The 24,063-nt window shown below is 40.7% G+C and carries 21 protein-coding genes; 7 read left to right on the top strand and 14 right to left on the bottom strand.

Going from position 1 to position 24,063, the window contains the following annotated elements:
* Window positions 1-321: 321 nt before the first annotated feature.
* The 5 genes from H6G86_RS05590 to H6G86_RS05570 all read right to left on the bottom strand — a co-directional run bounded on the left by H6G86_RS05590 (window position 322) and on the right by H6G86_RS05570 (window position 9,074).
* Window positions 322-1,128 carry a hypothetical protein gene (locus H6G86_RS05590; RefSeq protein ID WP_190933487.1) on the bottom strand — a complete coding sequence of 269 codons (807 nt, stop codon included), beginning with the start codon at window positions 1,126-1,128 and terminating at the stop codon, window positions 322-324.
* A gap of 683 nt (window positions 1,129-1,811) precedes the next feature.
* Entirely contained in the window at window positions 1,812-4,484 is a 2,673-nt protein-coding gene (locus H6G86_RS05585; protein WP_190933486.1) for a beta strand repeat-containing protein, read from the bottom strand.
* A gap of 929 nt (window positions 4,485-5,413) precedes the next feature.
* On the bottom strand, window positions 5,414-7,177 hold the full coding sequence (locus H6G86_RS05580; protein WP_190933485.1) for a Rieske (2Fe-2S) protein: 1,764 nt from the start codon (window positions 7,175-7,177) through the stop codon (window positions 5,414-5,416).
* 157 nt (window positions 7,178-7,334) lie between these two features.
* Entirely contained in the window at window positions 7,335-7,715 is a 381-nt protein-coding gene (locus H6G86_RS05575; RefSeq protein WP_190933484.1) for a hypothetical protein, read from the bottom strand.
* A gap of 414 nt (window positions 7,716-8,129) precedes the next feature.
* Window positions 8,130-9,074 (bottom strand): M48 family peptidase, encoded by a 945-nt coding sequence (locus tag H6G86_RS05570; protein WP_190933483.1) that lies wholly within the window; start codon window positions 9,072-9,074, stop codon window positions 8,130-8,132.
* Between the two features lie 213 nt (window positions 9,075-9,287).
* On the opposite strand from H6G86_RS05570, the gene H6G86_RS05565 reads away from it, so the two are divergent.
* The 4 genes from H6G86_RS05565 to H6G86_RS05550 all read left to right on the top strand — a co-directional run bounded on the left by H6G86_RS05565 (window position 9,288) and on the right by H6G86_RS05550 (window position 11,237).
* Window positions 9,288-9,443: a hypothetical protein gene (locus tag H6G86_RS05565; protein WP_190933482.1), complete on the top strand. Its 156-nt coding sequence runs from the start codon at window positions 9,288-9,290 to the stop codon at window positions 9,441-9,443.
* A 145-nt stretch (window positions 9,444-9,588) separates the two neighbouring features.
* Window positions 9,589-10,377, top strand: coding sequence for a TspO-related membrane protein (locus H6G86_RS05560; protein ID WP_190933481.1), 789 nt, complete (start codon window positions 9,589-9,591; stop codon window positions 10,375-10,377).
* A 343-nt stretch (window positions 10,378-10,720) separates the two neighbouring features.
* Window positions 10,721-10,966 carry a hypothetical protein gene (locus H6G86_RS05555; protein WP_012408119.1) on the top strand — a complete coding sequence of 82 codons (246 nt, stop codon included), beginning with the start codon at window positions 10,721-10,723 and terminating at the stop codon, window positions 10,964-10,966.
* Window positions 10,947-11,237 (top strand): hypothetical protein, encoded by a 291-nt coding sequence (locus tag H6G86_RS05550; protein WP_190933480.1) that lies wholly within the window; start codon window positions 10,947-10,949, stop codon window positions 11,235-11,237. Before H6G86_RS05555 ends, H6G86_RS05550 begins: the two co-directional genes overlap by 20 nt.
* A gap of 263 nt (window positions 11,238-11,500) precedes the next feature.
* Here the strand turns inward: H6G86_RS05550 and H6G86_RS05545 are convergent, their stop codons facing one another.
* Window positions 11,501-12,712 carry a glycosyltransferase family 4 protein gene (locus tag H6G86_RS05545; RefSeq protein WP_190933479.1) on the bottom strand — a complete coding sequence of 404 codons (1,212 nt, stop codon included), beginning with the start codon at window positions 12,710-12,712 and terminating at the stop codon, window positions 11,501-11,503.
* A 325-nt stretch (window positions 12,713-13,037) separates the two neighbouring features.
* Here H6G86_RS05545 and H6G86_RS40130 point away from each other — a divergent pair, with 325 nt between their 5' ends.
* Both H6G86_RS40130 and H6G86_RS05540 read left to right on the top strand, forming a co-directional pair.
* Window positions 13,038-13,160 carry a DUF8629 family protein gene (locus tag H6G86_RS40130; RefSeq protein WP_041565249.1) on the top strand — a complete coding sequence of 41 codons (123 nt, stop codon included), beginning with the start codon at window positions 13,038-13,040 and terminating at the stop codon, window positions 13,158-13,160.
* Between the two features lie 306 nt (window positions 13,161-13,466).
* Complete coding sequence (locus H6G86_RS05540; RefSeq protein ID WP_190933478.1) at window positions 13,467-15,137, top strand: MBL fold metallo-hydrolase; 1,671 nt, start codon at window positions 13,467-13,469, stop codon at window positions 15,135-15,137.
* A gap of 167 nt (window positions 15,138-15,304) precedes the next feature.
* On the opposite strand, the gene H6G86_RS05535 is transcribed toward H6G86_RS05540, so the two are convergent.
* The 8 genes from H6G86_RS05535 to H6G86_RS05500 form a co-directional block, all read right to left on the bottom strand.
* Window positions 15,305-15,616 carry a DUF6679 family protein gene (locus H6G86_RS05535; RefSeq protein ID WP_012408115.1) on the bottom strand — a complete coding sequence of 104 codons (312 nt, stop codon included), beginning with the start codon at window positions 15,614-15,616 and terminating at the stop codon, window positions 15,305-15,307.
* Between the two features lie 603 nt (window positions 15,617-16,219).
* Window positions 16,220-16,438: a hypothetical protein gene (locus tag H6G86_RS05530; protein WP_114084135.1), complete on the bottom strand. Its 219-nt coding sequence runs from the start codon at window positions 16,436-16,438 to the stop codon at window positions 16,220-16,222.
* A 258-nt stretch (window positions 16,439-16,696) separates the two neighbouring features.
* Window positions 16,697-17,485 carry a Nif3-like dinuclear metal center hexameric protein gene (locus tag H6G86_RS05525; RefSeq protein ID WP_190933477.1) on the bottom strand — a complete coding sequence of 263 codons (789 nt, stop codon included), beginning with the start codon at window positions 17,483-17,485 and terminating at the stop codon, window positions 16,697-16,699.
* Between the two features lie 28 nt (window positions 17,486-17,513).
* On the bottom strand, window positions 17,514-18,263 hold the full coding sequence (locus H6G86_RS05520; protein WP_190933476.1) for a hypothetical protein: 750 nt from the start codon (window positions 18,261-18,263) through the stop codon (window positions 17,514-17,516).
* A gap of 285 nt (window positions 18,264-18,548) precedes the next feature.
* Window positions 18,549-18,962: a secondary thiamine-phosphate synthase enzyme YjbQ gene (locus tag H6G86_RS05515; protein ID WP_190933475.1), complete on the bottom strand. Its 414-nt coding sequence runs from the start codon at window positions 18,960-18,962 to the stop codon at window positions 18,549-18,551.
* A gap of 213 nt (window positions 18,963-19,175) precedes the next feature.
* Complete coding sequence (locus H6G86_RS05510) at window positions 19,176-20,258, bottom strand: glycosyltransferase family protein (protein ID WP_190933474.1); 1,083 nt, start codon at window positions 20,256-20,258, stop codon at window positions 19,176-19,178.
* A 301-nt stretch (window positions 20,259-20,559) separates the two neighbouring features.
* Window positions 20,560-21,753, bottom strand: coding sequence for an aminotransferase class V-fold PLP-dependent enzyme (locus H6G86_RS05505; protein WP_190933473.1), 1,194 nt, complete (start codon window positions 21,751-21,753; stop codon window positions 20,560-20,562).
* A 96-nt stretch (window positions 21,754-21,849) separates the two neighbouring features.
* Entirely contained in the window at window positions 21,850-22,308 is a 459-nt protein-coding gene (locus H6G86_RS05500) for an HIT family protein (RefSeq protein WP_190933472.1), read from the bottom strand.
* Between the two features lie 274 nt (window positions 22,309-22,582).
* Here H6G86_RS05500 and H6G86_RS05495 point away from each other — a divergent pair, with 274 nt between their 5' ends.
* A complete protein-coding gene (locus tag H6G86_RS05495; protein WP_190933471.1) occupies window positions 22,583-24,043 on the top strand; it encodes a TM0106 family RecB-like putative nuclease in 1,461 nt (486 codons plus the stop codon).
* Window positions 24,044-24,063 lie beyond the last annotated feature (20 nt).

Raw genomic sequence — 24,063 nt, 5'->3', positions numbered from 1 at the left:
CTTTTTTTGAGTTAGCCTATTTTTCGTCAATATCCTCATACAGCAAGAATTTCAGAAATCCCGTGCGATCGCCCTGATCTATTGAGTTAGTTGTGATTCCCTAATGGGAAAATGACTGTTTGATCTGGTAATTTCTTATTCAAAAATCTCCTTAGCTCTGGACTAATGACTGATAGCGACACCAGAAAGCGAGTCCACGTAACCATTGCTACGGGGATCTTACTACTCAAAGTGCCTCGGAAAGAGTATGTTGCAGACCACCCAATCAGAGATTTTGGTATGGGCTACTGTACCCTCTTCCAAATTACGAATTAGAATTAATTATTTGGCTAAGTTACGTTGGCGTAGCTTCAAAACAACACCAGAAACACCAAAAGCTAATATTGCCAAGGTATAAGTCGATTCGGGAACTGCAAGAATACTTACCTGATTAATGGCCAAACCGAATTGGGGAGCAGAACTACTAAAAACTAGTCGTGAGATGTTTGGAGTGTCACTACGAACTCCCAAGAACACTGCCGAATTATCTAATGCTAAGGACGAAATATTTGGAACTGAGAAACTAGCCAACAGGTTATTGGTGCTATCAAAAGCGTTGAGAAAAGTTTCAATTTTCAATTTACTACTGTCTATAGCTATCTGAGCCCCAGCGCCGAAAACAGGCTGGGCAAAACTAATTGTTAAAGGTTCACCGTTACCCTTAGTACCAGGATCAGGAGTACCAGGAGGAAGAGGGATAAAACCTGTTGGATCTATACCTCCAAAGAGAATAAAATCACCTAAAGCAAAGTTACTCCGAATTCCAGGGGAAGGTAAAGTTTGAAAAACAAACGGTGGAGTAACCCGAGGATTATTAGTTGGAGCTATATTTATATCTAACCCTAAACCACCTTGGGATGTTGTTGAGAAAGAATTAGGTAAAAAAACAGAAAAGTCAGGAGCAGAGGGATTGAATACTTTACCCAAACTTCCCCAATTGACTTGATCGTTGCCTTCTAAACCAGCGCGTTCCGTTACTAAAAATGTAGCTGCATTAACTGGTAATGGGAGAATTGTGACTATAGCTGTAATTACGGTTAAATATTTTACAGACAGCTTCTTGAATAATGGATTGATTGTAAATTGCACCAAGCTCACTCCTTAATTTTGTAGAATAATATCATTAAAATAGGATAATTCAACACCAAAAATTAAACAGTATGTTTTTCATGTCAAACGCATCGAATTTATAAAACTCTTGCTAAGCAAAGCTTCTAGCTATAAAATAGCCTAAATTATCAAACGCTAACCCCCTTACTCTTAAAGGATTATTATACCTTAGATGCGTTTACCCTGGTGTGTTGGGTCGAGAGATTTGAAGCAACTGCCATATTCAATGAATATGTTGCAAAAACTTTTGGTTTTCCAGTATTTTTCGCCCCAAATTATTAGTCAAACATCAAAATTTGGCTTTAAAATCTAGCTTCGAATACCTAAATAATAGAAAAGCGTAAAATTTTAAAAGATAACGCCTGTTTTTGCCGTACAGCGATATTTTCAGGTTTCTAGCAGATTGATTTAGGATATAAAGTACTGAATAACCAAACTTTTTGAGGGCTAGCTGGTGAGAGTTGACACAATTCATACTTTTACCAGCCCAACCTCATTCTATTTTTGCAACATAACTTTTATCCTGGGGTACAAAGACAATTACTCATGTCTGTACCACTCTCAATTTGTTATGTGTAAACTAATAGTCAGTGCTTCCACAACAAATCTACAATAAAGGGCAAAAAGCTTTAACTTGTCATGGAGATATAACCCGTAGAACTTTACACTAACTGAATACTCAAATTGGATGAGAGATTTTCAATGAAGGCGAGTTGATTTCCTAAGAAAGACAAGTTACCGCTAGAAGAGTCGTAGGTAAAGTCACTAAGATTAGTAGTACCAAACCCTGCTTTAGAAACTTGGATTACGTCACTCTGACCAAAGTTGTAATCTGTAATGGTGTCAATACCATCATTAACATTATTGAAAACAAACTTATCTGCACCAAAACCACCGGTGAGAATATCGTTACCTTGCCCACCGATGATGGTGTCATTACCGAAGCCACCGGAGATAGTGTCATTACCATCTCTACCTTCTAATCGGTTATTTTGGCTATCGCCAGTAATGCTGTCACTTGCATTTGTACCGATGAGATTATCAAAGTTGAGTACATTAAATGTTATTGTCCCCAGACTAGGAACATTGAGGGCAGAGATAGTTTGCTCCTGTAAGTTAGCGATGACAGATACACCAGCAACAGATTGAGAGGAATCTATGGTGTTATTCGCAACGCTAGCATCAGCAATAACTGTTTCTACTTTAAATACTGTGTCTGTTCCAAAGCCGCCAGCCTTGGTGATTTGTCCTACACCTGATAGGGTGATGGCTTTGCCTAGTTTGCTGTAGTCTGCTGTATCTAAACCATCTCCACCATTAATGCTGTCGTTACCCCGACTGCCCTTGAAAGTATCATCGCCTGCACCACCTATCAATGTGTCATTGCCATCTCCACCATCAATCAGGTCGTTGCCATCTCTACCATCAATTAGGTCATTCCCAGCGAGACCAGATAACTGGTTATTTTGGCCGTCGCCCTTAAGGGAGTCATTGTTAATTGTGCCAATGACATTGGCAAAGTTAACTACATTAAATGTTAATGTTCCCAAACCAGGAACGTTAAGAGCAGAGATAGTTTGGGCTTCTAAGTCAGCAACGGCAGCTACCCCAGATAAAGATTGAGATGCATCTATAGTGTTGTTGGCAACACTGGCATCAGCTATTACCCTATCTACTTTAAAGACTGTATCTGTTCCGAAACCGCCAGCTTTAGTAATTGTTCCTACACCTGAGAGGGTAATTTTCTTGCCTAAGCTACTGTAATCTGCTGTATCAAAGCCATCACCACCATTAATGCTGTCGTCACCTTGACTGCCTCTAAATGTGTCATTGCCGCCATTGCCTGTTAATTTATTATTTTGGCGATCGCCAGCAATGAAGTCATCTCCATTTGTGCCGATTACATCGTCAAAGTTAACTACAGTAAATGGCAATGTCCCTAGACCAGGAACGTTATTGGCTGTCAAAGTTTGACTTTGTAGGTTAACAGTTATCGATACACCAGCTAAAGATGCGGAAGCATCTATAGTGTTATTGGCAACAGTAGAATCAGCAATAATCTTTTCTACTTTCAATAGTTGGTCTTGTCCCAATCCACCAGCTTTAGTAACTGTCCCTACTCCTGAAAGGGTAATAGTTTGACCTAGTTTGCTGTAGTCTGCGGTATCTGTACCAACTCCACCATCAATCTTGTCATTGCCCTGACTACCCTTAAAGGTGTCATTGCCATTACCACCAAACAACGTATCACTGCCTTCACCACCATCAATGATGTCATTGCCACCTTTACCATCAATCAGGTCATTACCAGCAAGACCAGATAACTGGTTATTTTGACCGTCGCCCTTAAGGGTGTCATCGTTAATTGTGCCGATAACGTTGTCAAAGTTAACTACATTAAATGTCAATGTTCCTAAACCAGGAACGTTAAGAGCAGAGATGGTTTGGGCTTCTAAGTCGGCAACAGCAGCTACTCCAGACAAAGATTGAGAGGCATCTATAGTATTGTTGGCAACACTAGCATCAGCAATAACCTTATCTACTTTCAAGAGTTGGTCTTGGCCCAATCCACCAGCTTTGATAACTGTCCCTACTCCTGAGAGGGTAATAGTTTTACCTAATTTGCTGTAGTCTGCTGTATCAAAGCCAGCCCCACCATCAATGTTGTCGTTACCCTGACCACCCTTAAAGGTGTCATCGCCATCTCCACCGAACAATGTATCATTGCCATCTCCACCATCAATCAGGTCATTGCCACCTCTACCATCAATCAGGTCGTTGCCAGCAAGACCAGTTAATTGGTTATTTTGGCTGTCGCCTTTAAGGGTGTCATCGTTAATTGTGCCGATAACGTTGTCAAAGTTGACTACATTAAATGTCAATGTTCCCAAACCAGGAACGTTAAGAGCAGAGATGGTTTGGGCTTCTAAGTCAGCAACAGCAGCTACCCCAGGCAAAGATTGAGAGGCATCTATAGTGTTGTTGGCAACAGTTGCATCTGCAATTACCCTATCTACTTTAAAGACTGTATCTGTTCCAAAACCCCCAGCTTTGGTAATTGTTCCTACACCTGAGAGGGTAATTTTTGTGCCTAAGTTGCTGTAGTCTGCGGTATCAAAGCCATCACCACCATCAATGCTGTCGTCACCTCGACTGCCCTTGAATGTATCATTGCCGCCATTACCAGCCAAAGTATCGTTGCCTTCTCCACCATCAATGATGTCATTTCCAAGATCCCCGGAGATGTTGTCATTGCCTGCACGACCAGAAATCTGATCGTCACCACTAGTACCCACCAAAAAGTCATTGTTAGGAGTACCAACAATAATGGACATAATGTATAACCTTTATAGTTTTGCAGATCAAATTTATTTGATCGTTGTAATACTCGCATAATACAATGATCGCAATTATAAATTTCTGATGAAATAAACCTAAATATAATTAATCCTGTTTTATATCTCTGGCGAAATAAAAATACTGCTCACTATGAAATTATTATGACCTCTTTAAAGCTGTCAAAAATGCCTGCACAAAAGCGTCGCAATTTTTGAAACCCAACTATATACAAAACTTATTATCTGTACAACATTATCATGATATATGTAACAAAAATAGGCTGTTCCAGAATATCCTTATAAGAGCGAATAAGCCTTCTTTAGCGGCAAGCAATGCTGTGCCCCTATGAAAAATGTTGTTTTTAAACTTATCTATATTTGGTATATCTTGCCAATGAGTAATTCTTAAAATACGTTTTTTTAATCAAGATATATTGCACATTGTGCTTAATCTATTTTTTAAAATTGATTTAGGATTGCTATAGCTGTTAGTTATTATCAAAAACTGTTGTAATAAATTTTCTAGATTTTAATAATAAGTGATTATTTGGACTTGATATTACCTCTTGTAATAGAAAGCAGAGTGGGGGAGATGAGGGAGATCAAGATAATAACTCCCAACTCCCTATTCTATTTTTCAATTACTAGTAGTTCGCCAAGTGAACTTGGCGGGGTAAAGGGTAAAGGGTAAAGGGGAAAGGTTTCAAATCCCTTACCCCTTACCCCTTACCCCTTACCCCTTCCCCTTTACCCTGCCATCACGCAGCATTTTTGGGTTGGCAGACTACTAGAATCATTGGATATGTTATCATCAGCATTTTGTTTGATAATTACTGATGAATGTTGATGAGCGTTCGTCGTACCCCTACGGGGAAGCAAGCTACGCGCAGCGTCTCCGACTCAGAGCAAACGCATCTAATTTTCGGTCACGATTCCTCAAATAAGCGATCGCCCTGATGTAAACGTTCCGCAATTTGATAAGTTTGCCCTTGAGATCGCATTGTCGGAGAATGAGCGGCTAAATACCGAGATGCAGCCACTAGTATATGAATTCCAGCCGAAGTTTGACCGAGGAAAGAATACTGACGAAAAGCGGCTTCTATTTCTTGAATGACATGAAAATCACGGTTTTCTTGTAGCATCAATTTCCCCAGTCTTGCCATCAGTTTTTCAGCACTACCACCACTGTATAAATAGTTAGTAACTAATTGCCCTGTCTGGTTTACTTGCTGCTGACGGTTTAATAAATCTGGTAACTGCTGGAGTAATTGTTCGGGATTTTCCACAGTGTCTTTAGGCTCTGGCAGGCGTGCTGGTGGGACATTCAAAAAACGATTTAAATACACACTCATCGCTGCATCAAACACACCTCTTAGCACTTCTACTGTTGGTACTCTTCGTAAAGCTTGATGTACGGCATTTGCAAACGTAAATGGATGGTGGGCTGAATTCCAATCTCCAAAGTCATTATTGGTGTGGAAGCGAGCTACTCGTAATGCTGCTGCATAAGTAACTACACCAGCTAATTGTTCTTCAGTACAACCTGCTTCTAGTGCATTCAACAGCGAGTCTGCGATCGCTTGTGGGTCTTCACCTAATAAAATTGGTATTAGTTCATCTGGTTGTGACCAACTTCCTTGTCGAGATTTGCCCACACTTAATGCAGTCGGTAATTGCTCAAAAGCCGACTCTAACATTGCCACCAAATCTACAGGGTAGCGCCAAGAATTGGATTCTTCCATGCGGGAGGCATTGGCTAAACCCGAAACTAGGCTAGCCAGAATTGATTCTGCTGCTCGCCAAGCTATAGCATCAAGTGCTTCTAATGCTTTATTGATAAAATCAAGCGTATGCCCAACATCAAGATAGCGACGATCCGTAGCAGCACAGAACAGCATATCTGCTATTTGCTTTGAATTAGCTCCTGAACGAATAGCAGAGACTAAACATCTTTGTGCCGCTTCAGCATCCCGCACCTGAATAAATTGGCGAAACCAGTTTTTGAGAGTCGCAAAATCTACTTTAGAGTTGGGTAATGGGTGAACGACAAACTCTGGTGGCGCACCTGAACTATCATTAGCTACTGCTGACAGTCCGTGGAATAAAGCACGGGGTTTGTCTTCTACATCGAGATAAGGTAGTGGATTCATCATACAGGTATGGATAGTCAAACCTGTACTCCAACCTGCTTTGTTATAACGAGTGCCAAATTCTAGCCCCATGAGAAATGGTTCTACCGGATTCACCCCTATATCTAAGAGTGCAAGCGTTGATTTCGCAATCACTAAAGAAATATTCTGCTCTAAACCGTCTTGCAGACGTTGGGAGTGGTGGCTATGAGGGTTAACTAGTGGCGCTAAATTTACCCAAACTTCACCATCACGGATTTCTACTGGGAAACAAGGAACATCATCTGCCCACGAGTCAAAAGTTCCACCGCTAGCAAGATCAAAACGGGCGTAATGCCAAGGACAGGTAACAATACCATCTTTGCAAGTGCTTCCTTGTAAGGGAAAGCCCATGTGAGGACAACGGTTATCAATTGCATAAACTGTATTGTTTGAATAAAACAAAGCAATGGTATGCTTTTCCTTGTGGACTAATAAACTGCCTGCTGCCTGAACTTCTGCAAGTTGAGCAACACGGATATAATCGTCTGTTTTCGTTGCACCTTCAAATATTTGAGTCATTTAATTGCACACAGGTAAATGTCAAAACCCTTATTTCTACTCTGACAAAGTTTTTCAGGTTTGAGCATTTGTGCATTCTAATTTTTGTTAACTTTAGAATCAGTAGTAAGGCCTACAGCAACCCTTTCGCTTAAGGCTGCTTTCTACTCTATTTCAGTTATGTATTTTTTGAAGTTGTTAATACAGTTTGTTTTTCCAGCAAAGTTTGTAAATCTACAATCAGATTCTCTCCATTTCGTCGTGCCTCCCATAAACCAGAGTAGCGAGAGCCAATGCTCCACTTTCCTTGCATATAATCTTCGTTTTCTGAGACTGTACCTGTGTATGTAACTGGTGAAGGCGAAGTTATTACATAAAGCTTTGTAAAGCTGATATTACGTCCAATTACCTCACCGCTAACAGTCGCTTCTCCTAAATAGTTATCATCCAAAATAGAACCCTTGAGAACATTTCCACTTTGCACAAAAGTTGCTTCAAATCGACTTGGCATTTCATCTTGCCAATAAGTTCCTAACCAATTACCATTTATGTCCGCCATAGGAGTTTACAGTAATTTATGTTTTTTAATCTATATTACTATTTTGTATAGCGTTAACGTGCCATAAAAGATTGACTCAACCAATATCCAATCGTCCCAAATATAATTATTAGTGTTACAGGCAGGCATGATCAAAGAGGTTTGAGCTTTTTACAATTGGGTCTGCGCGAGATTAAACGACTATGTTATCAATGTCTGCCCATCCCTACCTTCGCTTCTTTACCTCGAAAAAGTCCTCTACCTGATTGTGCGTCACTTAAAAAACGGGAACAATTATAGACCAGAGTTGAGTTCTCGAAAGTCACTGTTTTCTCTACTTGAAATTCAAAAAGTTTTTTGCACCACTAAGCTCTAGAACTTTCGCAGTTCACTAACAATAACCATTACACACTCTTTCATTACATCTAAGTATATTTAAGGTCTTGGGCTAGATGCCAACTTTTTCAGCCACACAGATGCTTCTTTGTACAACTTGAACCTGCTTTCATATACACGAAACTCTTTTGTGTGAACCATTCTTCTGCCCTGAACCCACTTTATGCCGTGGTACTTGTGCAGCAATTCGTGATATAAAACGAATTCAGCTACAAACTCCGGTATATTCGCATCGTCAAGAGTCAAACTTATCACCACACGATCTCTAGCTGTCTCATAATGTCCGAACTTACGGTAAGTATTAATTTGGCTCCATGTAAGGCGTGGTTTGACAAGATTTGCCGCAAAATATTCGTAGTTCAGTTTGTCAAATAAATGATGTAGGTTATAAAATTTACCTTGTGCATTCTCTGCAATTACTTCAGCAATTAAATCAAGTTCTAGTAGTACATCGCTGTATTCTGATGAACTGGCAAATGACCTAATAAGTCGTGTACTAGCTTGGCTATTCCCCAAAAGGGCAGATTTGACTACCGCCTGTAAAACTTCTTCTGACGCATTAATAAAACCTTCATTAATCACGATTTTAGCAATCTTACTAGACTTTTTACCCTTGTATAAGAGTGCAATATTAGTGAATTCAATCATTACTTCGACTGATTCTTGACCATGTGTGCAGAGGATTTCTTTAGCAATTTGCCGTACATAATAAGTTCTTTGCAGATGAAGTTGCAGGTTACATTCATCTGTCAAAAACTTCATCCAGGAGTATATTTGGCGCGATGAACTAGTCAGGTTGGCAGGCGTTACTTGCTGCTGGAAACATATTTTTTCAATTGTTGTCACTGTTTTTACTAAAGTCTCGGTTATTTGTTGTATGTGATCAGCATTTGGGGTTGGAGTTGAAGATGCATCGAAAATCTTTTGTAAGATAATATTTTGTTGTGTTTTGATATTTTTTATACTAATACTCTCAGTATTCATCTTATTTGTAATAAATTGAATTAGTTAGCTTTACCCTTAAGTCTTCAAAGGCTAGAAGACAATATTATGGCAACTGGTTGAGCAACTTTTGTAAACTATCTTTGCACCAAGTCAAAGCTATGGAGAGTATTGTATTGTGCCTATAATAAGTTACAGCTAATTCTAGCTACAAGTGAAGACCATAGAACTTCAAACGTCTGTATCGCTTCCTTTATGCATCAAAGGCGACACGAACAACAACTAAATTTTATCGGCAACGCAATAGTTTCTATTCTTATTGCTAATATGCTTAATCCGCGATCGCATATTGTTCAAATTATCACTGTAACCATCAGTCTGTCGCAGGACAAGCCTAAAGACTTGATTTAAAGTTCCGCGATCGCAGTTTTAGTATTTGGTTTTAAAATCATACAGTTGCGGAAAGTTCAGGGTTTATGTAACCTTAAAACCAAGAGATCATACCTGAGTATAAATACTCACTTTGGTCAACGAATCACAGAGCAGTTAACATCCTATGCAGCAGTCCACAAGAGGCAATTACCGGGATTTTTGGCGACAGCTTGTTACGTTGGCTGCAATCTTTGGTGCTTTCGTTATCAACGTAGTATCGAACGTTTTTCCGCTCAATGGACTCAGTATTGGGGAAATTTCCAATACTTTATTTAAAAATGTCCTGATTATCCCTGCCAATTACGCCTTTGCTATCTGGGGGCTGATTTACCTTGGGTTGTTTGCTTTTGGGGTATACCAAGCTTTACCTAACCAACGAGATGAGCCTGATTTACGTAAGACAGGTTATCTGTTGGTGATTGCCTGTGTTGCTCAAAGTATCTGGGTATATCTGTTTTTGTCTCGGCTTTTTGCTCTTTCTGTAATTGCAATGCTTTTGATTCTGTTGCCCCTGATTGGTGTTTATGTACAGTTAGAAATTGGCAAATCGCGTGTACCTAGGCTGAAAAAATGGTGTCTTCACTTTCCGATCAGCATTTATCTAGGCTGGATTAGCGTGGCGACCATTGTCAATATAGCGTGTGCCTTGTATTTTCACGGGTGGAACGGTTGGGGAATTTCTGCGATAACATGGACTCTCATCATGGCATTGATAGCAACAGCAGTTGCAGCAGTTATAGTTATCCAGCGTCGAGACATCGCTTATGCAGGAGTAATACTTTGGGCACTAATAGCAATCGCACTCAAACACTCTGATAACTCAATACTCAGAAATACCGTGTTTGTTTTGGCAATAGTCCTAGTTTTGACCGCTACGATTAAAAGCTTACGCCCCCAACAAGAAAATATTTAATTGCGATCGCGTACATGCCCACCGTAGGCTCACGCCTCAGGCATATCTCACATTTCCTCGCTAGTGTTCTGGCAAGCGCTTTCGCCTTTAATAAGTATTTATACGCATTAAGATAAATATTGGCTTGCCTTTGACATTAAGTGAATGCCAATGTATTTTAGTGTAGCGATCGCACTTAGATCGGAATTGTTAAGCTTTCAGTCTTGTTTGGATAATTTTCGATACATTACCGCAAATGCGCTGATACTTTATTTTCCCCTCTTCATAAATTCCGCAAAAACACCGTTACGCTATTTGTACTTGTGATCAAAACTAAGAACATCCAGTTTATTAGGGCGTGTTTATGACCAACCCTGTAACGACGGTTATCCAAGTCAATCTGGAGATGGCTCTAGAGGTAGCTCAAGAATTGGAGCAAGCTCCATACACTCAACTCGGTGCTTATTGTTTAGAAATTTTACGGGAAATAGGATGTCCTGGTACCGAACTCCCAGTTAACTTACAAACTCGCGATCAGCAGTTAAACTTTATCACAGGCTTTGCATCTTATGCTTTTGGGGAGGTACAAAGTGTACAGAGCATTAATTGAAGACATTTTCTACGAACCCGAAGAGACAGAAGAGACAGAAGAGACTACTTTTCCCGCCACAGATAAAGATTTGTTGATTTTAACAGAAAGATTTTTAGCGTTTGAAATTCCTTCAAAGGTTTTCTTACAAGCTATAGCCATTGCTGATTATGACGGTGCTGCTGCTTTCCGCTACGTTGATAGTTATTTGAATACTCTCAAGAATAAGAATAAGCGCAAGCATAAAAAATTACTTGTTTTAGGTGCTTCTACTAGGTTTGATAATAATTGACGTGTTTCTTTACAAGCTAACTAACAACCAATACGATTTAGATCACATAATTTGCCCAACCGATGCAGAGACGTTGCATTGCAACCTCTCTGCATACATTTGTTACAGACCGATAAGAAAAAACAATTAGAATTTATCTACTAAGCTGTTACGCATATAAGAAAGCACATCAAGTGGTGAGGTTGTCATTTGTCCTTGGTAACACACAAATGACTAATGACTAATGACGGTCTACACCGAAAATAGTGCAATATGTAGGCGCGTTAGCTTAGACAAACTTGTTCATAGCTTTTACCAGCGATATCCCAAGTAAAATCTGTTTCTACCAGATGTCTACCGTTATGAGACAATTCTGCACGCAGATGTGGCTGATCGAAGAGTTGACTAATAGCGGTGATGTACTCTGTTGGTGTATTTGCTCGTAATGCCCGTAATGGATGACTAACGCCATCTACAGCTAATCCTTCTAAGCCGCGATCGCTAGCTACTATAGGTACACCAGCTGCCATTGCTTCTAAAGTTTTATTTTTAATACCAAACCCAGTTCGCATGGGTACAACACAGATGGTACATTTATGCAAGTATTCTACCATCGAAGGCACACGCCCAATTACATTAATTCCTGGTTTTTGATCGAGTGCTAAAACTTCTGGCACTGGATGAGAACCGACGATATCGAAAATTGTATCAGGATAAAGTTTTTGGATTGCTGGCAAGACTTCGTTACTGAAGAAGCATACAGCATCAATGTTTGCCAAATTATCCATTGCGCCAATAAAAATTAAGCGATGTCCTCCTGGATCGTTGCTACGGTTGGGGAAAGAAACTAAATCTACTCCATTGGGAATAACTGTAATTTCACTATTGGGATTAAATTCTTGTAGTTGAATTTTATCTTCTTCTGTTGTCGCTACAATTGCCGAAAACTTACCACAGTAGCTTTGCTCATAACGCCGCAGAAGCGGTAGATTAATTTTGTCTCTCAGGGAATTTTCTGAAATGCCTGTGGCTAGTTGGTTGCGACAGGTAGCGTAAACAGAACTATGAACATTCACGATAGTTTTTAGCTGTTTCTGAAAATGCGATCGCACATAAATTTCATTGACGCTATGTTCGCAGGTAATTACATCACATTTCCCTGCTTCCACCCAGTTATCAACCCATCTTTGCATCTCAAGTGAGTAGCGGTTAAGTACGCTTGGCGGTGTCCCTTGTTGCAAAAATTGACCAAATCGCTGTATTTTCTTCAATATTCCAGTGGTTCCAGAATCTGAAGGGCGTTCAAAAATGGCTAAATGATCCACATAATTGCCTAATTCTGCTACTTCTGCATCTGTCACATCGCCCTCGCGTTGAGTAACAAGGGTAACAGTATGGCGTTGACTCAGGTATTTAAGTAAATTAAATGTCCTGACTTGGGTTCCCCCCCGCGTTGGTGGGTAGGGAAAGGTAGAAGATAGCATTAAGATGTTCATATAAGTTATGAATCAAATGTGATATGTACACCATGCCCTCATTGGAGGCTGTATGTCATCATTTGATTTACAGCAGTTTTCAAATCATATAGACAGTGCGTAGACCTCTTTTTAAATCCAGAACTACGCCGGAAACAGTGAAAATTTTAGTTTAAATTTAGATGGATGGACAGGTGAACCGAAAAGTTCTACAATCTGACTGATTGTGGTAAAGTTACCTATTGCCCAATCCACATAAGCATAGTAAAGATTTTCTAGTGATCCGGTTTGATTGCGGAAGCACTAAATTAAGATAAGAAAGTCTTGAGTAAGGGGCAGCAAACAAATGGATGTAAAGCTGATTCTAGCTGGATTAACAGTTATCTTCACGCTTTCGTGCTTATTCTTTGGCACGAAAAACGGATTCTATGATTCAGATAACTATCACGGCAACGGTTCCGCACATTGAAATAAATCTGTAGAGGCTTGGGCGACTTTCCGTAGGGTGAGTTTGCTAAGACGCTCAGAAGTTGCAAAGGTAAAACACACAAGAGGCAAACTCCTTTAGCTCCTAGTTTGATGGCTTTTCGTTAGCCCACCTTTCCGAACCAGTGCGGGTTCGGCTGAGGCGTCCTCCCCAATCAAAAATCTGTATTCTCAGGGTGTAGGGGCGCACGCTAAAACTTACCCCTAAGTCACAAAACCAAAACTTGTGTAACGTAACTTTTGGCTTTTGGGATATGTCCATGATGATGAGGTTGGAGGGGAGGACAGTATGAGGGATAATCTGTCGGCATCTTCTAGCGTAGATGCTGCGGAAGTGGGTACTGAATTAGAATGCTTGCCCTATAGTGTCCAGCATTACGATGAGGGCGTGTGTTTATTGGTAAAGATGGGGCCACACCGCATCCTGTTAGACTGTGGTATGGAAGATATTTCATCGCTGGCTAAGGGGCTTACTAGGTCGGAACGTGCATCTAGTTCGCCCCTACCAGCAGATTTAGTTTTGATTAGTCACGCCCACCCAGATCACTCCAGAGGCTTGCTGGCACTACATAAAGCTTTTCCTAAGTTACCTATCTATGGTAGCGAAGTAACCAGCAAGTTACTGCCACTGAATTGGCTAGATCAAGATGCTGAGGAAATTTCCAAATTTTGTCATGCTTTGCCGTTGCGATCGCCTGTGGAATTTCAAGATGGTTTAGTCGCAGAATTATTTCCCGCCGGGCATCTACCAGGGGCAGTGGCCATTCTCCTTACCTACACCACCAAGCAGCGTACTTACAAATTACTCTATACAGGGGATTTTTTCTTATCAAATTCTCGGTTGGTAGAAGGTTTGCGTTTAGAAGAACTGCGGGGCTTAGACTTGGATGTGCTGATCATTGAAGGCAGTTATGGCACATCCCGTCATCCTCACCGCCGCAACCAGGAAAATCAACTAGCAGAGCGAATTAATCGAGCGATCGCTGACCATTGTTCTGTAATCCTTCCCACTCCTGCTTTAGGATTGGGTCAAGAGATGCTAATGCTGTTACGCTCTCATCACCATTTCACCGGAAGAGATTTAGATATCTGGGTGGATGGTGCTGTGGCTACTGGCTGCGATGCTTACCTAGAACTGCTACCCCACCTCCCCCCATCTGTGCAAAACTTCGCCCGCCATCAACCCTTATTTTGGGATGAACGGGTACGTCCTCGCGTGCGTCGCTTACAAGCAGAACATCGTCCCACAGTGGGCAAGTCACCTTGTATAGTTCTCACCGACTCGACATCTGATTTAGGCAAACACTGTCAACTAGACACCGGCCCTTGGCTGATCCTTCTTCCAGAAAAAATTGATATAAAAGTTAATAAAGAATATTTAGCACCCACCACTGTTGAAAGCTATCTCTTAGCACAACATAGTGATGGCCCTGGTACTACGCAGCTAATTCATAATTTGCGACCCCAGCACGTCATTTTTGTCCACGGTTCTCCTGCTTACTTAGCAGACCTGACTAGCTTGGAAGAGTTGCAAAACCGCTACCATATACATTCTCCGGCGGCTAACACTTTAGTAGAATTGCCTATAGGCGACACATTTTTACAACCAGCAGCACCAGAGACTAACTACGAAGGCGAACTGACAGAGTTGGGAACAGTAATCACAATTACCCTACCCAATATGATTACTGCCGATCCGCGTTGGCGGCAATTTGCCGATACTGGTTTAATCGAAGCTCGTTGGCAAGGGGAAGAACTAGTCTTAAGGGGATTGTCTCAACGAGAACTTCTTAGCCAAAATAGCGATCGCTATACATGGACGGATGTCGATTGTTGTGGTACTTGCCGACATCAAAGGGGACAGAGGTGTTGGAACCCAGCTTCGCCGTTGTATAACTTTAAGGTAACTCTCGAAGGTTACTGTCCTGCTTTTGAAGGTTTATCTAGTGCTGAGTCCTGAGTTAGGATTTATGACTTAGAACTCGGCACTAGGCACCAGTGGCTTTTCCCTTGACGCTAGGCTCTCCCTTTGGGGCAAGGGGAGAGCCTAGCGAATAAGCTGGCAGAATCAGAAACCAGTCACCTCCAATGAGAAACCTGTTTTTAGTACTGGCTCCTCAACACTGATTATTCTGGATTCGAGTCAGTGTAACGGTTGTGGATGCGTTCAGCTTCGGGACAGTCTTCAGTCATCAGAGGTTCCACATTTCCGCGTGGCACTGAAGCCAGTTTTTGCGTTACAGCACCAATGCTCTCGAGGCGAACCATTTCTTCCCAAGAACAAACTTCGTCCTCTTCTTCTGTTTCATAGCGTAGGGTCACTAAATCTCCCTCTATGTCGATGATGCGGGCGCGTTCAATCCAGCGTTGCTGGTCCCGCAAGAAAACACATACCTCGCGCCCATCGCAACAGAGTTGATAAATCTTGCGGTGTAGCATGTACTGTTTCTGCCTTTTTAAACAACGTAGTTAAACCTGTCAAAATCTGGGTTCTACCCCATTACATTACACCTTTGGGAGGCTAATTTCACCGTTGAGAACAAGTACGCTTTATCACTCAATGCCAAAATTTGCCTGTAGTTGTCAAAATATTGGGAAATATTGGGTAATAAATCATGAATTGCTCTGGCAATGAATTCAATCTCCTTTCAGCTTATTCTAAGGAACGTCTGCTTCATAGAAGTCAAACAATTCGGAATCTGTCCTAATCAGGTTCATATTTCTTGGTGAGTCATTCTTACCATTATGTAATAAATAATACTCCAAAACAATCGTTGATTGCGGTTGTTTAATCTGCCTACTTTTACTCATTGGCATTGCTGGGAAGTCCGGGGACTCGGCTTTACTTTTACCCACTTGTATCTGATCTTAACTCATTCTCTTGCTGACCTTGATGGTTTTCAGCAACAACACCCAAAGAGTTTTGAATTTTTAAGGTTTTTTGCCTGATGATGGGTAAAAAAAGGGCAAGAGAATGGAATAGTGAGTGAGCATAAATACTTGCAACAAGCTTTTCTCGGTTCCTCTGGTTCTTTTGGAGGATCAGGAAGATTTATGTGGGAGGGGAAATTCTATAAGCAAGTTCGATGAGGATGCTTCTCGTTTAATTCTACCTGCACGAACTGCGTCATATAGGGCTGCAAGGTCTGGCAAATCCTCTGACTGATAGCATTTTGTAGCTAGCACTTGCTGGAGTAAACCCTCAGATTCAACACTAAGATATCCAGTTTGGAAAGCAGATTCAACGATTGTGCGAATCATCTTGGTTAGGACAGAGTAAACAATTTGTTACATCAAGTGTGGAACATTTTTTTCTGCGACTAGTTGATATGAAACATTAATATTATGTGATTATAATTACACGTAAGCAGTGATCCTTATCACAGAAATGCTATTAAATATAAGATTTAGATGGGACTCATCGGGGTATACGGGGAGATTTTAATACAAAGATATTCAGCATTAATCTTGGTAAGCTAAATAGTTTGACAATATTAAAATGTAGTGAAACATAAGCAATCAAGCAAAAAACTGGCGGAAATCTTCATCCTTTTGGCTTAATTGCACCCAGTCTAAGTTTAGGGACTGGAATTTTTGCACCAAGCGATCGCAAGCCGGACGTTCGGTAGCATAATGTCCCGCATCTATTAAAATAAGATTGCGGTCGCGGCTTTCTTGAAACTGATGAAACTTACAGTCAGAAGTTAGATAAGCCTGGGCACCAGTTTTGGCGACGGCTGAAATGTAACCAGCCCCCGAACCACCCAAAACAGCAACTCGTGAAATTATTTGCTGTAAGTCAGTAGTTGGGGAAAAAATCAAATTAGGGGGAGCAAGCCGGGTTTGAATAGCTGTGAGTAATTCCTGTAGTGTCAAAAATGGCTCTAGCAAACCAACACGACCATATCCTAACCCTGCTTGTGTTGGTACTATGGGAGTAACTTGCTTGAGTTCTAAAATTTGAGCTAATACATCAGCTGTACCATCCTGCACTTGGTCGAAATTGGTGTGAGCGCTGTAAATACCAATATTATGGGTAAAAGCCAACCGTACCATTTCTGCGATCGCTTCACCAGTGCGTAAAGATTTGAGAGGATTAAAAATCAAGGGATGATGGGCGAATATGAGATTAGCATTTTCTGCGATCGCTTCTTGCATTACTGCCAAAGTCGGTGTCAAACAAACCAAAACCCGTACTTTTTCCTGCAACACTCCTGGTTCAATCTGCCAACCGCAATTATCCCAGCTTTCACACCAAGCGGGATTTGCCCATGCTTCAAACCAAGTAATTAAATCAGCAATTTTCATAATTATTTCAGCAATTTTTAATTGCTAATCAGTGTTTCTGTGGTTGAATATTTAATTTTAATGCTAATTCCTGGCGCATCTCCTGGAAAGGTCTATTCCATATAGGGTTAGCATTCCAATTCCATGCCGCTACTGGAATAAGTTGTTCCTCAGCAAGACAAGTTAGCAGACGGTATTCATCTTCTGGTTCACGAGAAAAGGTGAAAGGATTGCGGTAGCCAGTCTCACACAATTTATAAGATATGACCTGACCATGACTAATACGTTGTAATAGTTCCTTACCTTTAGCGAGCAAATAATCCAAAAAAATTAGACTAAAAGGTTCTACGTGTGCGCGATTTTGTGGCTCTTTTTGTACCCATCTTGCCCAATCAAATCCATACATAAAATCATGCACATAACGAAAGCGCATTTCCGTTTTATTTCCAAACATCTCCGTCAGGGAAATCATCTTTTCATCAAAAACTTTTAAGAAAGGAATAGCACCCTCATCTGCGGTTAAAGCCTGTCTAAGCATACTACTTACTAGAAAATCAAAATCCCAGAAGATATTTTCTGGGAAGTTTTGCAATTGAGTACGGACTATGTTTTCGAGAGTTTGTTGAATGGTTGTGATAATTTGAATGTCAGTATTTTGTTCAGTAATTAAATTTTCCAATTCTGCAAAGCTGGTCATTAATGTCTTTTCAGGACTAAGTGACAATAAATTAACAGACTGCTGGGCAAGGATTTCATCAATAAATTGAAAAGTATGAGTTGGTGTTAATTCTTGCTTCATAGTAATAGAAATAGCCCAGACAGCTTACACTTAATATTAGTGTAATCGGTAGAAGTAGATTATTTAATAATCACAAATAAACTTAACTTTTGAATTTACAAATATACACGAATTATTTAGTCTATATCTAGTTAGTTTTGTATCAATAATTTTCATGAGGAAGCTATCACGGTGAAATTTATTTAATGTATATCACCATGAGTTTAGGAAATTATACCCAAAATTTAGGTATTATACCAGAGTATTTAAACTCTACAAAACTACCGCTTCAATAAAACGAATTAGCTATCCAGATATGTGAATAACCAATTCTCTTGAATGACTGTGCTGGCGGTGTTCCCAAATATAAATTCCCTGCCAAGTTCCCAGTACCAGATGACCACGATTAATAGGGATATGTTCAGAAGTGTGGGTAAGTGCAGTACGAATGTGTGCCGGCATATCATCGGGGCCTTCTGCATCGTGAATATATTTGCCTGATTCTGGGACGAGTTTCGCCATAAAATTAGCTAGATCCACAAGAACATCAGGATCGGCATTTTCTTGAATAACTAAACTGGCTGAAGTGTGGCGTAAAAATAAAGTACAAAGACCAGTTTCAACCCCCGATTCTGCAACTGCGGCTTCAATTTTAGTGGTGATGTTGTAAAAAGATTTGGCAGTAGTAGAAATTTTTAGTAACTTTTGGTAGTGAGTCATTTAAAACAGTAATGATTGATGACAGTAAAAGCTAATTAGCAGTTCAATCTGCTTTATTTGGTTGTTTTGCTATTGGTTGATCGCTAGATTGAGTATGGTTATTATAAATCTTTTTGAAGCCAGTTAACATCTGTAAATTGTATTCTTGAGACGTAGATTTATTTATCTATGCTTCGAGTTCGTATTATTACAGTAATGTTGTTTTCAATAACTTTATTTTATCTGTAAATAATTGAGAATAGCATGAGCGATCGCTTCATTACCATCCTTAGCAATTAGCTGGGATTGCTTTGGTAGTTGGGGTAACTGATACAGAAAATCCCAAGTCCCTTGAAAAAACTCAGATGGGGTGATGATTTGATGCTGGTTATAATTTGTTATGCCTTCTATTAGAAAAGTTGCTTCGGCAAAGTCCTCACGGGGAATAGTAACAATAGGTACTCCCAATAGTGTAGCTTCAGCAAAAGTGCTGTAGCCAGGTTTAGAGACGACTCGCCCACAAATAGGCATAAAATCTACTGGGCGGTATTTACGGTCATTAATTTTCACTAAATTAGGTAAATCAGGCGCAGATTGATCAAAGACGATAAATTGCCAATCTGGAAATCGCCGCAGGTTATCGTAGGGAATTTGCTGCAAACCCAAGCCGCCAAAGGTCAATAAAATAGTTTTTTCGATAGGTGCAGTTATTCCCCAAAGAGAACGTAAATCATCAGCAGAGTAATGAGGGGAACCACCTGTTAGACCGACATCTGTGATATTGTTGAAAGCTTTCATCGGTTCGTGGAAAGGGAGACGAAATAGGCGATCGCACTTTGAGTACCAATCACTAATCCAATCTGCAACTGCTGTAAATTCCCCTCCCCAACCTCGGTAAATAAAGTCCCAGCCAAAGTTACTCATCATCCAGCAAGGGATATTTGCACCTTTGGCAAACCCAGGAGTCAGGAAGGGAATATCTGCCAAAATGAGATGAACGCGATTTTGGCGGATAAAATTCACTTCTGAGGCAATCAGCGAATTTTGATGTTTTTTAATATCCAGTAACTTTTCTAAAGTCGCTACTTTATCCATTGTCAAACTATCGGTTTGCACCACACCCAAATCAAATGCACGGGGACGATAGATGAAATCTCCTTCTATATAGCACTCTAGCAACCAGCGCGGGGCAGTGGTAACAAGAATGAGCAAAATTTCTGGACATAATTTTTGAATTGTCGCAGCGACGGAAGCCATGCGTGTAGCATGTCCAAAGCCGTGGTTAGTGATAGCTAAGTATAAAATTGGGCGTTCCATTTAAAAGATAGGAGGTAGTAGTGAGGAGTTATACGTCTGTATGAAGCTGCGTCAAATTATATGAGCAAAGTAGACAAAGGACGAAAGAAAATTTGGTGTAGCCTTACAAAGAATTGGTATTAGGAGTTAGAACTTAAAATTGTAATTACTAGACTGATAACTCTAGGACTTACACAAAAGTTACGGAATAACGTAGACGCGGAGCGGCTTGCCGCAGGCTACCACAGAGGCTCAGAGGGCACGGAGAAATAAGAGTTTGAGAGATATTTTGCGTAAGTCCTAAACTCATAACTCCTAATTTTTAACTCATTTTGCAAAAACTTTGAATGGCCTCAACTAATTGGTCGATTTCTGATTCTAAAGTCAGGTAATGGATGGTGGCACGTATACAGCTAGGATCGGCAATTGTTCTAGTTAATATATTTTGTGAGTCTAGAAATTGTACTAACTTGAGATTTGCTTGGGGCTGATTATTTATAAGTTGGAACGAGACTATACCGCTTTCGGGTGGGGATGTTCGCAAACATTTAACATTGGGTAACGCTACTAAGCGCTGCCAAAGATAGCCACTGCTTTGACAAATTTGTTCGTAACGTTCTTGTGAAGTTCCCCATTGCTGATGAATTGCGATCGCTTCCTTTAACGCAAAATACAACGGATAAGCTAATGTAGACACTTCATATCGTCGCCCATCTGGAAGCCAGTCCACAGGCTGAGATTGACTATCTACAACAATGCCATTCAAGCCAATAAACGTAGGCTTCAGGCTTTCTCGTGCTTCTGGTCGGACATACAAACCACCAGCACCCGCAGGGCCACATAACCATTTGTGACCAGTGAAAGCATAAAAATCTACACCCAATTCTGTTAAATTTAAAGGCAATAAACCAGCAGACTGGGCAGCATCTATCAATAAAAAAGAATGATTATTTCTGCATACTTCGGCAATTTTATCAAGAGGTAAAACTTGACCAGTATTCCAGAAAACATGACTTAATATTACAAGACGGGTATTAGGACGTAAGTGTTGAGCAACAACTTTTACAGGATCGCCCTCATTTAAAGTCGCCTTCAGGGGACAGGTGGTAACTTCTACCGCGAATCTCCGTGCGATTTCTTGTGTGGTGGCAATCACGCCTGGATGTTCGCAGTCTGAGAGCAGTATATGGTCGCCAGAATGCCAGTCAATGCCCCACATAGCGATATTACAGCCAACTGTGACATTCTGGGTAAGGGTAATTGCTTCACTTGGTGCATTTAACTCTGAAGCGATCGCAACTCTAGCGGCTTGAGTCTGCGGCGCTATCCAGCGATACGCCTCATTACCAAAGGGTCCTATTTGCTGAACATAAGCCTGAGTTTCGGTCATAGCATCCATTGCCCTTTGGGGCATTGGCCCTTGTCCCCCATAATTGAAATAAGTCTTATTGGCTAAAGCAGGAAATTGCTCTCGATAGCTTTGCAGCTTGGTTTGGGCGACAGAAAGACTAGTCATAATTTCCAAGGGATATCTGTTGTTTACAGCCTATTGATACTTAGTAGCAATGGTAAAAATAGGGATGAGATTAATTTTAGCGATCGCAGCCAAATCTTATCTTGTAATCAGTAACGATAAATGCTCTTTGACTTTTTTTCCTAAATTCTGCGCTGTTTGAGGCGTAATTAGATGGTGTTTGAATTCTGATGCATGAAGCCACGGGGTACTTTGGCGATCAGGATCAGACTCATAGCGTGGGAAGAGATGCCAATGAATATGTAGTTCACTATTGCCATAACAGGCATAATTCATTTTCCACGGACTAAAAGCATTAACGATCGCTTGTCCTGCCAGCATCACCTCTTGAAATAAGGCAGACTGGATAGGTGGAGCAAGTTCATGCAACTCTCTAATATGTTTTTTTAGAAGAATCAGGGAGTATCCGCCATGAAATTGATGATCGCCAATCACAAAGATTGAATGCTCAAATTCGTGGATGAAGTAAGGATTTTTACCGCTTCTCCAGAGTGTGACACGCTCACAGATGATGCATGGCTCATGTTGTTCTGTCATGTACCCTTGTAATGATGGATAAAAGGTGATTTTGTCATTCTCCCTCATCTGTCACCCAAGAGAAACGCAAACACTTAGTTGTTGACTGTATAGAATAAACGGCAAATCAGGTGTAAAGGCGTTGGCGTAGCCCACCATACCCCATAGGGGAAGCAAGCTACGCGTAGCGTCTGTCTACGACACGCTGCGCGAACGCAGAAAAGGTATCGCCACTTGCAAACTTTACTTGTCTAAGTTACTCCCACATAATACTAATTCTTGTTAACTTAAAAGAATGCTAATTAATGCTGAACTCCTACTGCAATACCAACGTTGTAAACGCCGAACTTTTCTAGATATCCACGGTGACAAAAGTCAGCGCGATGCACCCAATGAGTTGCTGCGGAAACTGCAACAGGACAAAATCGCTCATCAGCTAAATGCTTTGGCACAGATGACTTACCACCAACCAGATTATTCTTATGGAAACTGGGAAATAGCAGAGCAGGCAACTTTAGAATTGATGGAGCGTGGCGTTGAGTATATTTATAAAGGAGTACTGCTAGCAAATTATTCTGACGAATATACCCTGCTGAGTCGCCCAAATTTACTCGTCAAACAGCCAGGACAGTCTCGTTTTGGAGATTGGATGTATGTCCCGGCCAGTATTGAACTAGGTAAGCGTCCTAAGCAAGAATATCAAGTTGTCGCTGCATTTCATACTCAAGTCTTGGCAACAGTGCAGGGAGTTGTACCAGAAACAGCTTTGCTGATACTGCGAACCAAAAACAGTAACTATACGGTGGATTTATTTAAATGGATTCCACGGATGCAGCAAATTCTAGAGGATTTTATTGAAGTTTTAGAGTTACCGAATCCACCAGAGGTGTTTATTTCTCGGCAAAAGTGCAATTTTTGCCATTGGTATAGTCAATGTTATGCGATCGCTCAATCTGAAAAACATCTCTCACTATTACCAGGTGTAACACCTCTTCGCTACACTCAACTCCAAGACGTAGCCATCACCACACTAGAATCTCTTGCTAATACCAGTCCCAGCACCTTAGAAAATCTAGTTGGTTTTGATCCGAAAGTAGCACCCAAGCTAGTAGTGCAAGCTCAATCTGCATTGGAAAAACGACCCCTAGTTTTACCCTATCCGTTACCAATAGAAAATATTACATTCACAGCACCCATAGAACTTTACTTTGATATTGAGGCACAGCCAGACTTAGATTTAAATTATCTTTTGGGGGTTTTGGTCGTTGATAGACTTGCCAATACAGAACAGTTTTATTCATTTTTAGCAGATAAACCAGAAGACGAAGAGTTAGTTTGGCAGCAATTTTTGGATTTAGTTTGGCAATATCCCGAAGCGCCAATTTATCATTTTTGTGTCTACGAGTTTGATACAGTCAAACGCCTAGCAAAGCTTTACAACACTCCCTACGCCTCAGTGCGTCCTGTGCTGAATAGATTTGTGGATGTGTATGAACAATTAACCCAAAGTGTAGCATTACCTGTAGAAAGTTATGCGCTCAAAGCGATCGCGCGTTGGTTAGGATTTGAGTGGCGGGAAAAAGAAGCAAGTGGTGCCAAATGTATTTACTGGTACGATCAGTGGCTAGAAACTGGCGATCGCACCTTACTAGAAATTATCCAAAGCTACAACGAAGATGACTGCCGCGCTACCCACAGAGTAAAAGACTGGCTTGTAAACTTTTTTCAGGAAGAATATGGTTTGCGACTAGCTTAAGTAATTTCGTAATTTATAAA

Origin of the sequence: Nostoc sp. FACHB-133 (assembly GCF_014698055.1) — a bacterium.
GTDB lineage: Bacteria > Cyanobacteriota > Cyanobacteriia > Cyanobacteriales > Nostocaceae > Nostoc.
Note: the sequence above shows the minus strand (reverse complement) of the source record. Positions and strands in the feature narration are given on the sequence as shown.

Excerpts from the sequence above, each read along its gene's own strand:
- H6G86_RS05575 (WP_190933484.1), bottom strand. The coding sequence starts at position 7,715 with ATGGCGGACATAAATGGTAATTGGTTAGGAACTTATTGGCAAGATGAA.
- H6G86_RS05570 (WP_190933483.1), bottom strand. The coding sequence starts at position 9,074 with ATGAATACTGAGAGTATTAGTATAAAAAATATCAAAACACAACAAAAT.
- H6G86_RS05540 (WP_190933478.1), top strand. The coding sequence starts at position 13,467 with ATGAGGGATAATCTGTCGGCATCTTCTAGCGTAGATGCTGCGGAAGTG.
- H6G86_RS05545 (WP_190933479.1), bottom strand. The coding sequence starts at position 12,712 with ATGAACATCTTAATGCTATCTTCTACCTTTCCCTACCCACCAACGCGG.
- H6G86_RS05495 (WP_190933471.1), top strand. The coding sequence starts at position 22,583 with ATGCTAATTAATGCTGAACTCCTACTGCAATACCAACGTTGTAAACGC.
- H6G86_RS05505 (WP_190933473.1), bottom strand. The coding sequence starts at position 21,753 with ATGACTAGTCTTTCTGTCGCCCAAACCAAGCTGCAAAGCTATCGAGAG.
- H6G86_RS40130 (WP_041565249.1), top strand. The coding sequence starts at position 13,038 with ATGGATGTAAAGCTGATTCTAGCTGGATTAACAGTTATCTTCACGCTT.
- H6G86_RS05580 (WP_190933485.1), bottom strand. The coding sequence starts at position 7,177 with ATGACTCAAATATTTGAAGGTGCAACGAAAACAGACGATTATATCCGT.
- H6G86_RS05535 (WP_012408115.1), bottom strand. The coding sequence starts at position 15,616 with ATGCTACACCGCAAGATTTATCAACTCTGTTGCGATGGGCGCGAGGTA.
- H6G86_RS05585 (WP_190933486.1), bottom strand. The coding sequence starts at position 4,484 with ATGTCCATTATTGTTGGTACTCCTAACAATGACTTTTTGGTGGGTACT.
- H6G86_RS05555 (WP_012408119.1), top strand. The coding sequence starts at position 10,721 with ATGACCAACCCTGTAACGACGGTTATCCAAGTCAATCTGGAGATGGCT.
- H6G86_RS05500 (WP_190933472.1), bottom strand. The coding sequence starts at position 22,308 with ATGACAGAACAACATGAGCCATGCATCATCTGTGAGCGTGTCACACTC.
- H6G86_RS05520 (WP_190933476.1), bottom strand. The coding sequence starts at position 18,263 with ATGAAGCAAGAATTAACACCAACTCATACTTTTCAATTTATTGATGAA.
- H6G86_RS05565 (WP_190933482.1), top strand. The coding sequence starts at position 9,288 with ATGCATCAAAGGCGACACGAACAACAACTAAATTTTATCGGCAACGCA.
- H6G86_RS05525 (WP_190933477.1), bottom strand. The coding sequence starts at position 17,485 with ATGAAAATTGCTGATTTAATTACTTGGTTTGAAGCATGGGCAAATCCC.
- H6G86_RS05510 (WP_190933474.1), bottom strand. The coding sequence starts at position 20,258 with ATGGAACGCCCAATTTTATACTTAGCTATCACTAACCACGGCTTTGGA.
- H6G86_RS05515 (WP_190933475.1), bottom strand. The coding sequence starts at position 18,962 with ATGACTCACTACCAAAAGTTACTAAAAATTTCTACTACTGCCAAATCT.
- H6G86_RS05530 (WP_114084135.1), bottom strand. The coding sequence starts at position 16,438 with ATGATTCGCACAATCGTTGAATCTGCTTTCCAAACTGGATATCTTAGT.
- H6G86_RS05560 (WP_190933481.1), top strand. The coding sequence starts at position 9,589 with ATGCAGCAGTCCACAAGAGGCAATTACCGGGATTTTTGGCGACAGCTT.